The sequence below is a fragment of the Pseudundibacterium arcticum genome, assembly GCF_042646465.1.
GTDB classification, from domain to species: domain Bacteria; phylum Pseudomonadota; class Gammaproteobacteria; order Burkholderiales; family Burkholderiaceae_D; genus Undibacterium_A; species Undibacterium_A arcticum.
Genome location: NZ_JBHRTP010000022.1, coordinates 23,321 through 35,110 on the forward strand (window position 1 = coordinate 23,321; position 11,790 = coordinate 35,110).

An 11,790-nucleotide genomic window follows, 5' to 3' on the forward strand; every position below is an offset into this window, starting at 1 on the left:
CTTAGCCAGGAATGCATGGTTAGCTTGCGCCGGTGCCGACCTGATGGCTGACTAGCCCCTGCTCGCGCAATTCCTGACGCAGCATGCGTGCCGCCAACACCATGTTCGACAAGGCTTCGCAGGTTTCCGGCCAGCCGCGCGTCTTTAAACCGCAATCCGGATTGACCCACAGCCGTGCATCCGCAATCACGCCACGTGCCTTCTTCAGCAGGCGCGCCATCTCCTCCCTGTTCGGCACGCGCGGCGAATGGATGTCGTAGACGCCCGGACCGATATCGTTCGGATAAGCGAACTGGCCGAAACCGTCGAGCAATTTCATATCGGAGCGCGACGTCTCGATCGTGATCACGTCCGCGTCCATCGCCGCAATCCACGGCAGGATGTCGTTGAATTCCGAATAGCACATATGCGTATGGATTTGCGTCTCGTCGGCCACGCCCGATGCACACATCTTGAAGGCACGCACCGCCCAGTCGAGATAATGCGGCCAGTGGCGCGACTTCAGCGGCAAGCCCTCGCGAAACGCCGGTTCATCGATCTGTATCATGCCGATGCCGGCTTTTTCCAGGTCGCAAACCTCCTCGCGCAGCGCCAGTGCAATCTGCAATGCCGTGGTTTCGCGCGGCTGGTCGTCGCGTACAAACGACCATTGCAGCATCGTGACCGGGCCGGTCAGCATGCCTTTCATCGGTTTCTCTGTCAGGCTTTGCGCGAATTGGCTCCAGCTCACCGTCATCGCCTCCGGCCGGCACACATCGCCATAGATGAACGGCGGCTTGACGCAGCGCGAACCGTAGCTCTGCACCCAGCCGTTCGCGGTAAAGCCGTACCCCCATAACTGTTCGCCGAAATATTCGACCATGTCATTGCGTTCCGGCTCGCCATGCACCAGCACGTCGAGGCCCAGTTCTTCCTGCTTGCGCACCACCAGCCGCACTTCATCGCGCATTTTGTCGAGATAGTCGAGATGGCCTATATCGCCACGTTTATACGCGGCGCGTGCCTGCCGAATCTCGGACGTTTGGGGAAACGAACCGATCGTCGTGGTGGGAAACGGCGGCAAATTCCATTTCGCCTGTTGTTTGACGATGCGTGCACCGAACGCCGCACCGCGTTGCGCATCGGCGTCGGACACCTTCGCCAGCCGCTTTTGCACCAAGCCATTGTGGATACGCGGGGAATGTTGGCGTGCAGTGACAGCGGCACGGGCTGCCGAGAACTGCGGTTGCACGGTTTCGGTCCCGTGGTTCAGCGCACGTTTCAGCACGGCGATTTCGTCGAGCTTTTGCGTGGCAAAGGCGAGCCAGCTTTTGAGTTCGGCATCGAGCTTGGTCTCATGCGCCAAATCGACCGGCACATGCAGCAGCGAGCAGCTCGGCGCGATCCACAAGCGGTCGCCCAATGCGATCTGAATCGGCGCGAGCTTGACCAGTGCTGCATCCAGATCGGTACGCCAGATATTGCGGCCGTCGACGATGCCGACGGACAGCACGCGATCTTGCGGCCAATCGCCCAGGAAATCCCCCAGTTGATCTGCACCGCGGACCAGATCCAGATGCACGCCGGCGACCGGCAAGTCGCGCAGCAGCGCCGCATGCGCGCGCACTTCGTCGAAATACGTTGCCAACAGCAACGGCGGCGCCGCTTTCGTCAGCGCGGCATAGGTCGGCGCAAACGCATCGCGCCAAGCGGTATCGAGGTCCAGTGCCAGGATCGGCTCGTCGATTTGCACCCATTCCACACCCATTGCCTGCAAGCGTTTCAACACATTCTGATAACCCGCCACGATACGCGGCAACAGATCGAGCTTGTGAGTGAGGCCGGATTTGATCTTGCCGAGATACAGCAGTGTTAACGGGCCGACCAATACCACCTTCGCGCGATGGTTTTGCGCGCGCGCCTCTGCGATTTCATCGAACAGCCAATCGACGCCGCCATCGAAACAGACGTTCGGCGTCCATTCCGGCACCAGATAGTGGTAGTTGGTGTCGAACCATTTCGTCATTTCCATCGCGAAATGTTCCTTGCTGCCACGCGCCAGCGTGAAATAGTCGGACAGCGTCAGCCGTTTCGGATCGAATTTGAAACGCGCCGGGATCGCACCCAACAGGGCCAGCGTATTCAACACGTGGTCGTACCACGCGAAATCGCCGACCGCGACTAAATCCATTCCGGCGTCGGCCTGCAGCGCCCAGTGGCGTGCCCGTAGCGTGCGGCCGCTATCCCGCAACGCCGCCTCATTCGAGTCGCCACGCCAGAACGATTCCAGCGCCAATTTCAATTCGCGGTGCGCGCCGATGCGGGGGAAACCCAAAGTGTGCGCAAGTGCCATGGCCATCTCCAATATGAATAGTTCCAAAGGTTGCCATGTTGGCGCAGCTTGATTTATGATTCAAACGATATATTTTAAGAATCATCTTGAATTTAATTCATAATGCAATCGATCCTGGAACTACGCCATCTCAAAACACTGCTCGCGTTGCGCGAAGCCGGCAACCTGTTGCGCGCAGCAACGTTGCTGAACGTCACGCAATCGGCGCTATCGCATCAACTCAAGCAACTGGAAGATCACCACGGCACCTCGCTGTTCGAACGCAAGTCGGTGCCGGTACGCTTCACGCCCGCCGGCGAGCGGTTGTTGAAGCTGGCCGATGCGGTGCTGCCGCAAGTGGAAGCTGCGGCGCGGGATCTCGTGCGGCTGGCGCAAGGTGTGGCAGGACAATTGCGGATCGCGGTCGAGTGCCATACCTGCTTCGACTGGCTGATGCCGGCGATGGATGTGTTTCGCAGCCGCTGGCCGGAGGTCGAACTGGATATCGTGTCGGGCTTTCAGGCCGATCCGGTCGGATTGCTGTACGGTCATCGTGCCGATGTCGCGATCGTGTCGGAAATCGATCCGGACGAGAAGGTCGATTATCACCCGCTGTTTCGCTTCGAAATCGTGGCGCTGGTGGCGAAAGACCATCCACTCGCTGCACGCGACCATCTGGTGGCAGAGGACTTCGCCAGCGACACGCTGATTACCTACCCGGTACCGGACGATATGCTGGATGTGGTGCGACAAGTGCTCAAACCAGCCGGTGTGGACACCACCCGCCGCACCACGGAATTAACGGTCGCGATGCTGCAACTGGTTGCCAGCAGACGCGGCATCGCCACCCTGCCGATCTGGGCGGCGCAGAATTATCTGAACCGGGATTACGTACTCGCAAAACGCATTACGCCAACCGGCCTGACCGGACGCCTGTATGCCGCATGCCTGCCGGAGATGTCGGCCAAACCCTATCTGGCCGATTTCGTCGGCGGCACGCGCGAAAGCTGCTATCTCAATCTGCGCAGTGTCGAACTGCTTTGAATCAGGTAACGCCCCACATTTCCTCAAATTGCACAGATCCAATCAGGACGCCGGGTTGATTGGCGGTGGCTGCAGGTTTAACCGGGCGCGATACCGCCGCTTACTGTTTTGCCTATACTGCCGACCAATCGTCAAGCTTTCCACAGAAGAACGACCGACTTGAGCGCGATCGCCCAAGTTTGCGCTGCGTCACGCCCGGCCAAATTTCGGACGCGTTTAATCGAGGATATGCTGCAGTCGGTCTGCCCGGATCATCAAGGTAGAATCTTGTGTTAATGAAAACTAAAGGACTCGTAGGCGGCTATCGCTGATCTACAACCAAGTTGCAATTGAATTGCAACTTGGTTGCAACTTCATCGCAAACCACGGCATAATGCCGGCGATATAGACTCGTCATCGCCCATGAACAGCAAGCACATCGCTGCCAGCAATATTACTGCTTCGCCCGACGCCTCGGCGCTGGCGCAGGTCCAGCTGCGTGCGGCGTCGGTACGCGTGACGCCGGCCCGACTCAAGGTGCTGGCGGCGTTGCTCGGCGCGCGGCGCGCTTTCACCCATCAAGACATGCAGGACGCGTTCGCGGACCTGGACCGGGTCACGCTGTACCGCGCACTCGATTGCCTGATCGAAGCCGGACTGGCACACAAGATCGCCGGCGATGACCGTGTGTTTCGCTACAGCGCCGGCACCGACCATCTGGAGCGCGGTGCGGTAGATGCCGATGTGTTAACGACAGCGGCGTCGATGCCGCAGCAACATCAGCACAGTCATTTCAAATGCACTCGCTGCGCCAAGGTGTTTTGCCTCGACGACATCGGCCAGGCCGGCTTGGTGGCGGGCGTGCTGACCGCAGCCGACGAGCAGGCCCGACTGGCGACACTCAGGCAACTGCAGGCGGCGCTGCAGGCCAGCCTGGGCGCCGGCTTTCGCAGCCACGACATCGAACTGACCATCAAGGGCTGGTGCGCCGATTGCGCGCATTGATCCAATACACCCGCTGACATTTCAACAACAGAAGACCATGGCATTGATCCCGACCACCATCCTGACCGGCTTTCTCGGCGCCGGCAAAACCACCTTGCTGAACCGCATTCTGCAGGAACAGCACGGCCACAAGATCGCCGTGATCGAGAATGAATTCGGCCAGGAAAATATCGACAATGAAATCCTGGTGCAGGACCGCACCGAACAAATCGTCGAAATGAACAACGGCTGCATTTGCTGCACCGTGCGCGGCGATCTGATCCTCGCGCTCAGTGCGCTGGCGCAGAAGCGCGACGCCGGCGAGATTGCCTTCGACCGCGTGATCATCGAGACTACCGGCCTGGCCAATCCCGGTCCGGTGGCGCAGACCTTTTTCATGGATGATGAAGTCGCGCTGCACTACATGCTGGACGCGGTGATCACCGTGGTCGACGCACGCCACGCGATGGCGCAGCTGGACCAGCATGAGGAAGCACAGCGCCAGGTCGGTTTCGCCGACAAGATTCTGCTGTCCAAGACCGATCTGGTCGATGCCGCCGCGATCGACGCGCTGAAGTTGAGGTTGACCCGGATCAATCCGCGCGCACCGATCGTCCGCGCCGATTTCGGCCGCACCCCGATTGCCGAAGTGCTCGACATCCGCGGCTTCAACCTGAACGCCAAACTGGAACTCGATCCCGAGTTCCTGCGCGCCGAGGAAGCACCTGAGCATGATCACGCGCACGGCCCAGAATGCGGTGCGGCTTGCGGTGACGACCATGCGCACGGCGATCAGGACGGCCATCGGCATAATCACCACAAATCGCGCCACCAGCCGCAGCACAGCGACGATATCGCGGCCTTCGTGTTCCGCAGTGAACGGCCATTCGACACTGCCCGGCTCGACGATTTCCTGGGCGGCATCGTGCAGGTATATGGTCCTCGCATGTTGCGCTACAAGGGCGTATTGTTAATGCACGGCGCCGACCGCAAGGTCGTGTTTCAGGGCGTGCACCAGATCATGGGCAGCGATATCGGCGGCAAATGGGGCGAGGACGAGGTGCGCGGCAGCAAAATGGTGTTTATCGGCAAGAATCTGCCGAAAGACATTTTTATTCGCGGACTAGAACAATGTTTGGTATAAACTGTTGCAGCCTTGCGCAATGACAATCGCCACCCGCAACATGGTGTAACGATCACTCATCTGGCGGTCGTCACGTGCTGCGAATCGGACTTTGATAAATGGTGAGGGGAAGATGAACACAACCGTGACAAAATCCGCCAAAAAAACAACGCCGGCTAGCGTGGCGGCGCCGTCAAAATCGGCCGTAGCCGGCAAGGCCGCCGCAAGCGGCAAGACCGCAGCCAAACCGGACGCGAAACCGAGCGCCAACAAAACGCCCTCCAAATCGGAGCCGGCAGAAGCCCCGGCGGTCAGCGCCAGCAAATTAGCTGATAAAATTAACCAAAGTGCTGACAAGACTGTCAGCACGTCTGCCGTCTCGAAAGCAAGCGAAGTGACCACGAAAACCAACAAAACCACCGCCAGTGCGGAAGTGCCGCTGATCACCGAGGAACAACTCCTCAAGATGGGCGAAAAGGACTATATGAACGCCGCGCAACTGGCGTTCTTCAAGGCGCGCCTGCAGCAGCTGGAACGCGATCTGCTGAAAAATGCCGGCGAGACCACCGAGCATCTGCGCGAAACCGTGCTGGTGCCGGATCCGGCCGACCGCGCGACGATCGAGGAAGAACATGCACTGGAACTGCGCACCCGCGATCGCGAGCGCAAGCTGCTGAAAAAGGTGCAGCAGTCGATCGTCAGCATCGACGCCGGCGACTACGGCTGGTGCGAAGAAACCGGCGAGCCGATCGGCGTACCGCGCCTGCTGGCGCGCCCGACGGCGACCTTGTCGCTGGAAGCCCAGCAACGCCGGGAACTGAAGCAGAAGCTGTACGGCGACTGATCTGCGCCGGCAGGCCGCCCCCATCGGCAGTGTTTAGCACCGCACGGTGGACGGCCGGGGCCAGCCAGTGACCAACGGCGCGCGAACCTCGACCGTGCTCGTTTTTTTACCCCGCAGAATGCAACCATGTTGCACATAGCGAGGCAAAAATAATACCCCCAGGTGTATTATTTTTTACCGCAATAAAATCGCGCGGTAGTCCATTGTTTGCACTGATACCCCCTTGTTTTCAAGTTGCTGCGCAACGGCATGTCGGTGTCCGACGTGTCCGGCCTGTCGCGACCGCGGGCTCGACCGCGCCAGATCGCTCCGCGAGCGGGTCATATCGGCGCGTCGGCCGGCAGCATAGCGACCGCTACCGCATTCCGACGCCTGAAGGGTCCCGGATCAATGCTGGCCAAGGAAGCTGTTGCCAGATTCGAAACATTCAAGTTCCAGCCAGCTATACCGTTATCAACATACGGAGCCCAATCTCGGCGACGTAACATCGAGGGCCACGTAATCCGGAACAGAACCGAAACATGCATTCTGTTACCGCTTTGTATTACGTGGTTGAGCATGTAGAATCAAAACCATCCCCCCGCATCGGGATGGTCCAGTTTTCAAAAATACAACAACGCAGCACGCGACTAACAACGCAAGTGGCCACTAACCGGCTACCTCAACCACGGATGCAGATGGATCCGTGCCGCAGCGTAGCGCGATGTCGATAACCAAGGTAATGAGGCAAGGACGACGTGGGGATTTTCTCGATATTTGGCAAGAAAAATCGACAGCAGGAAGAGCATTCGCCTGATGACGACGATCTGGTGCGCATCATGCCTGGAGAAAACTCGGTAACGCAGAGCGAAGGCAATAGCACCGACCGGTTCGCCAATTCGCAGCTGGCGCAGCGCAGTGCTGCCCGCGCCACCGCGCGCAAGATCGACGCGATCGAATCGGAAATGACGCTCGACATCTTGCGCAGCAACACGATTCCCTTGCCCGAGTTGCAAGCCGTCGTCACCGGATCAGGAAAAGTGGTGCCGCTGCGCGAAAATGCGCAACAGGATCAGGGCTATTTCGAGGCCACCCGACCGCTCGAGGAGTTGGTCGGCGACGCGCTGTTTGGCGATGCCGTCGATCATGGTATCGGCGGCGGCGCCGGCGTGGTCGAACTGTCAAGCTCGGAAACCGCGCCGGTGATCGAAGAAGCGGCGATCCTGTTCGCCAACGAGCAGGATGCGCTGGTTGAACAGATGCTGCAGAGTGCGATTCAGGAAGACGACCTCGGCGGTGCCACCCACACCGCCTGGTGGATGCTGTTCGACCTTTACCAGATCATGGGTAAACATGCGGAATTCGATCACCTGTCGCTCGATTACGCGAGCAAGTTCGAAACCTCGCCGCCGCCGTGGCTGTCCGCCGCCAAGCCGAACGCAAAAACGAAGCCGGCCGGTGCCACACCGACCATCGCATTTTCCGGCAGACTCGACGCCGGCATCGACAAACAACTGGAACGGATGCACAAGCTGAGCGAAAAAAGCCGCAGCTTCCGGCTCGAATTCGGCCGTCTGACAGAGATCGATCCGGAAGGTTGCGCACTGTTGCTGCAATCCCTCAAGGCGCTGGCGAAATCGGATCACGACCTGATCCTGGTCGGCGCCGCCGAATTCGGCGCCAAGATTCGCGCTACGCTGGAAATTGGCCGCCGGGACGACAATGAAGCGCCGTGGCTGCTGCTGCTGGAAATCCTGCGGCTGCTGAACCACGAGCATGATTTCGAAGAAACCAGCATCGACTATTGCGTCACCTACGAAGTATCGCCGCCGCCGTTCGTGGCGCCCAAGCAGAGTAGGGTCGTCGCCGCTGTGGTTGAGCCGGTGCAACAGGACCCATCGTCCAACCGTTACGTGATGCCCGATACGATCAAGGGCGCCACCAGCGAATTGCTGCGGGAAATTGTCGATTATAGCGTGCTGCACCAACCGGCCGGACTCGATTGCAGTACCCTGAAACGGGTCGACTTCACCGCCGCCGGCCAGTTGCTAAATGGCCTGGCGCCCATCGTCGGCAATGGCAAGGTGATCCAGTTTCATGATGTCAATCACCTCGTTACCGCACTATTCTATGTCATGGGCATTAACAATATCGCGCAGATCTTCCCGCGCAAGTACTGAACCAATCAACGACTGACAGCGGCAATACCAATCCGGCATTGCCGCTGTGCCACTTCACACCCCTCCTGATTGCCGTAACGCCGATAACATCTTGTAATCGGCTTGCTCGTCCCCATTTTTTATCACATGTCGGCGTCCACGCAGTCGTAGGCGCCTGGAGTTAACACGCGGCAACAGTGAGGTCAACATGGAACAATTTCACGGCACCACCATCCTGTCGGTGCGGCGCGGCAATAGCGTCGCGTTGGGCGGAGACGGTCAGGTCACGCTCGGTAACATCGTCATGAAGGGTACCGCGCGCAAGGTGCGTACCTTGTATCACGGCAAGGTATTGGCCGGTTTTGCCGGCGGCACGGCAGATGCCTTCACGCTGATCGAACTGTTCGAAGCGAAACTTGAAAAGCATCAGGGCCACCTGCTGCGGGCCTCGGTCGAACTGGCCAAGGACTGGCGCACCGACCGCATGCTGCGCCGGCTGGAGGCGATGCTGCTGGTAGCCGATCGCGAATCGACCCTGGTCATCACCGGCAATGGCGATGTGCTGGAGCCGGAGGACGGCATCGGCGCGATCGGCTCGGGCGGCACCTATGCACAGTCGGCGGCCAAGGCCTTGCAGGAAAACACCGACCTGACGCCGGAGCAGATCGTCAAGAAGGCACTCACCATCGCCGGCGAGTTGTGCATTTATACCAACCAGTCGCACACGATCGAAACCCTCGAATAACCGTCCGGCCGGCACGCGTCGCTGCGGTGCCGGCCGCGCCTTACCCTACGGAATTGCACAACCATGAACATGACTCCGCGCGAGATCGTCTCCGAGCTCGATAAACACGTCGTCGGCCAGGCGCTCGCCAAACGTGCTGTCGCCATTGCGCTGCGCAACCGCTGGCGGCGCCAACAAGTGGCCGAGCCGCTGCGCCACGAGATCACGCCCAAGAACATCCTGATGATAGGACCGACCGGGGTCGGCAAGACCGAGATCGCACGGCGGCTGGCCAAGCTGGCCGGCGCGCCTTTCATCAAGATCGAGGCCACCAAATTCACCGAGGTCGGTTACGTCGGTCGCGATGTCGACACCATCATCCGCGACCTGATCGATATCGGCGTCAAGCAGACTCGTGAAGCCGAAATGAAAAAAGTGCGGGCGCGGGCCGAAGATGCGGCTGAAGACCGCGTGATCGATATCCTGGTGCCGCCGGCGCGCGATTTTGGCTTCCACGTCGATCAGAAGGTGCCGGTCGACGGCGAGCCGCAGAACGGCAATACGGCGCGCCAGACCTTCCGCAAGCGCCTGCGCGAAGGCAGCCTGGATGACCGCGAAATCGAGATCGAACTGAGCGAGTCCGGGCCGCAGATGGAAATCATGGCGCCGCCTGGCATGGAAGAAATGACCGAGCAGATCAAATCGATGTTCTCCGGGATCGGCGCCAGTCGCAAGAAGCCGCGCAAGATCAAGATCAAGGATGCGATGAAGATCTTGATCGACGAGGAGGCAGCCAAGTTATTGAACGACGATGAAGTCAAGCAAAGGGCGATCACCAACGTCGAGCAAAACGGCATCGTGTTTCTCGACGAGATCGACAAGATCGCATCGCGCTCGGAAGTGGGCGGCGCCGACGTATCGCGCGCCGGGGTCCAGCGCGACCTGCTGCCGCTGGTCGAAGGCACCACGGTCAACACCAAGTACGGCATGATCCGCACCGACCATATCCTGTTCATCGCATCGGGGGCCTTTCATATGGCCAAGCCATCCGACCTGATTCCCGAACTGCAGGGTCGGTTCCCGATTCGGGTCGAGCTGGACTCGCTGTCGATTGCCGATTTCGAACGCATCCTGACCAGCACCGATGCCTGCCTGACCAAGCAATACGAGGCGCTGCTGGCAACCGAAAATTTGCATATCGAATTTACGCCGGACGGCATCGAGCGCCTCGCCGCGATCGCGTTTGCCGTCAATGAACGAACCGAGAACATCGGCGCGCGCCGGTTATACACCGTGATGGAAAAGCTGCTGGAAGAAATATCGTTCTCGGCCGACGAAACAACCAGCCAAACCATCGCAATCGACGCCGCTTATGTCAACCAGCGACTCGATGCGCTGGCGGAAAATGAGGATTTGTCGCGTTACGTGCTGTAATCGAGGTTGCAGGCGAGGGGACCGCGGCGGTCAAGGTAACGATGGCCGCTGTCTGCTCAATTGCGGTGGGTATCGACCAGCAGGCGCACCGCAGGACGAAATCAAAGTGCGCCTGCAAACAGAATTGATCTGACGCTGCCGAATAGTTTCACTTCATCATGGCCAACAAAACCCTCGGCACCAGACAAAAGCTGACATTCCGGATCGAACCGTCCCAACAGAAACTGCGTAAACCGGTCGCGGTCGCGGCCAAGCAACGCGCCGCCGGCCCGCACAAGAAAATCACTTCGGCCCAACGCCAATTGCACCGGCGGAGCTTGCTCAAGAAACTGACCGAACCCGGCCAGGACTAAGCGCGATCCGGCAGCGCGCCGAAAATGGTCTATGAATGGGTTGCCAGCCAGCATACCAAACCAGGAATGGTGTGCAGACTGACGCGACGGCCGCGCAGCAGCATCAGGGTGAATAACGCCGGATGAATTACTGCGGCACGGGCTGCACCGACCGTGGTTGCGGGAAGCCGGCGTTGTTGTCGGGTGCGGGTTTGTTGAGATTGCCAGGTTGCATCACGTTGGGCTGGCCAGGTTGCATCACGTTGGGCTGGCCCGGCGACGGCGCGGGCGGCTGCGGACGTGGCTGCGGGAAGCCGGCGTTGCTGTCGGGTGCGGGTTTGTTGAGATTGCCGGGTTGCATCATGTTGGGCTGGCCCGGCGCCAGCGTGGTGGTCGCCATCGGCGCCGCCGTGCCAGGGTTGCCCTGCTGGTCCGCACTTTCCGGCAATTCGACGCGCTTGGTCACGCCGCCGTCCGACAGCAACACATATTGACCATGCACTTCCTTGACCGTGACGCCCGGCGTGACCTCATCGCCGATCCGCAAGGATTGCGCCGGCTTGCCATCGGCCGACAGGATCGCGGCGCTGCCGGCCGCATCGTGCGCGTCAATCACGCCCTTTAACTGGTAATTGCTGGCCACCACCACGGCGCCAGCACGTCCGCCAAACAAGGCGGCAGCCGCATCCAGATTGACTTCTGGCTGCACCTGCGGCTGCGCCGCGACCGGCCGTACCGGCGGCTTGAACAATTGCATGGCCCAGTAGGCGGCCGACGCGCACAGCGCGACGAACAGGATCAAGCTGACGAACAACGGCAGACGTTTCATTTTCTATTCTCTCAACGTAGAGGGCGCGGTACGCACCATTGCCCAAGA

At 59.8% G+C, this 11,790-nt stretch carries 11 protein-coding genes; 8 read left to right on the plus strand and 3 right to left on the minus strand.

The window, feature by feature from the left end; genetic code table 11:
• Positions 1-19: 19 nt before the first annotated feature.
• A complete protein-coding gene (gene metE / locus ACFOFO_RS07720; protein WP_390331295.1) occupies positions 20-2,332 on the minus strand; it encodes a 5-methyltetrahydropteroyltriglutamate--homocysteine S-methyltransferase in 2,313 nt (770 codons plus the stop codon).
• 102 nt (positions 2,333-2,434) lie between these two features.
• Between metE and ACFOFO_RS07725 the strand changes: the two genes are divergently transcribed.
• From ACFOFO_RS07725 to ACFOFO_RS07735, 3 genes are all read left to right on the plus strand, one after another.
• Complete coding sequence (locus tag ACFOFO_RS07725) at positions 2,435-3,355, plus strand: LysR family transcriptional regulator (protein WP_390322095.1); 921 nt, start codon at positions 2,435-2,437, stop codon at positions 3,353-3,355.
• 402 nt (positions 3,356-3,757) lie between these two features.
• On the plus strand, positions 3,758-4,339 hold the full coding sequence (locus ACFOFO_RS07730) for a Fur family transcriptional regulator (protein WP_390322094.1): 582 nt from the start codon (positions 3,758-3,760) through the stop codon (positions 4,337-4,339).
• Positions 4,340-4,376: 37 nt separating this feature from the next.
• On the plus strand, positions 4,377-5,462 hold the full coding sequence (locus ACFOFO_RS07735) for a CobW family GTP-binding protein (RefSeq protein WP_390322093.1): 1,086 nt from the start codon (positions 4,377-4,379) through the stop codon (positions 5,460-5,462).
• Here the strand turns inward: ACFOFO_RS07735 and ACFOFO_RS07740 are convergent.
• Entirely contained in the window at positions 5,442-5,810 is a 369-nt protein-coding gene (locus ACFOFO_RS07740) for a hypothetical protein (protein ID WP_390331297.1), read from the minus strand. The genes ACFOFO_RS07735 and ACFOFO_RS07740 overlap by 21 nt on opposite strands.
• A 25-nt stretch (positions 5,811-5,835) precedes the next feature.
• Here ACFOFO_RS07740 and dksA point away from each other — a divergent pair, with 25 nt between their 5' ends.
• The 5 genes from dksA to ACFOFO_RS07765 all read left to right on the plus strand — a co-directional run bounded on the left by dksA (position 5,836) and on the right by ACFOFO_RS07765 (position 10,934).
• On the plus strand, positions 5,836-6,285 hold the full coding sequence (gene dksA / locus ACFOFO_RS07745; protein WP_390322090.1) for an RNA polymerase-binding protein DksA: 450 nt from the start codon (positions 5,836-5,838) through the stop codon (positions 6,283-6,285).
• Between the two features lie 737 nt (positions 6,286-7,022).
• The gene (locus ACFOFO_RS07750; protein ID WP_390331298.1) at positions 7,023-8,444 is read left to right on the plus strand and encodes an STAS domain-containing protein; all 1,422 of its coding nucleotides are present in this window, start codon (positions 7,023-7,025) and stop codon (positions 8,442-8,444) included.
• Positions 8,445-8,631: 187 nt separating this feature from the next.
• The gene (gene hslV / locus ACFOFO_RS07755) at positions 8,632-9,168 is read left to right on the plus strand and encodes an ATP-dependent protease subunit HslV (protein WP_390322085.1); all 537 of its coding nucleotides are present in this window, start codon (positions 8,632-8,634) and stop codon (positions 9,166-9,168) included.
• A 63-nt stretch (positions 9,169-9,231) separates the two neighbouring features.
• Positions 9,232-10,581 (plus strand): ATP-dependent protease ATPase subunit HslU, encoded by a 1,350-nt coding sequence (hslU, locus tag ACFOFO_RS07760; RefSeq protein ID WP_390322083.1) that lies wholly within the window; start codon positions 9,232-9,234, stop codon positions 10,579-10,581.
• Positions 10,582-10,739: 158 nt separating this feature from the next.
• Positions 10,740-10,934, plus strand: coding sequence for a hypothetical protein (locus ACFOFO_RS07765; RefSeq protein WP_390322082.1), 195 nt, complete (start codon positions 10,740-10,742; stop codon positions 10,932-10,934).
• Positions 10,935-11,061: 127 nt separating this feature from the next.
• Here the strand turns inward: ACFOFO_RS07765 and ACFOFO_RS07770 are convergent, their stop codons facing one another.
• Positions 11,062-11,742 carry a type II secretion system protein N gene (locus tag ACFOFO_RS07770; protein WP_390322081.1) on the minus strand — a complete coding sequence of 227 codons (681 nt, stop codon included), beginning with the start codon at positions 11,740-11,742 and terminating at the stop codon, positions 11,062-11,064.
• Positions 11,743-11,790 lie beyond the last annotated feature (48 nt).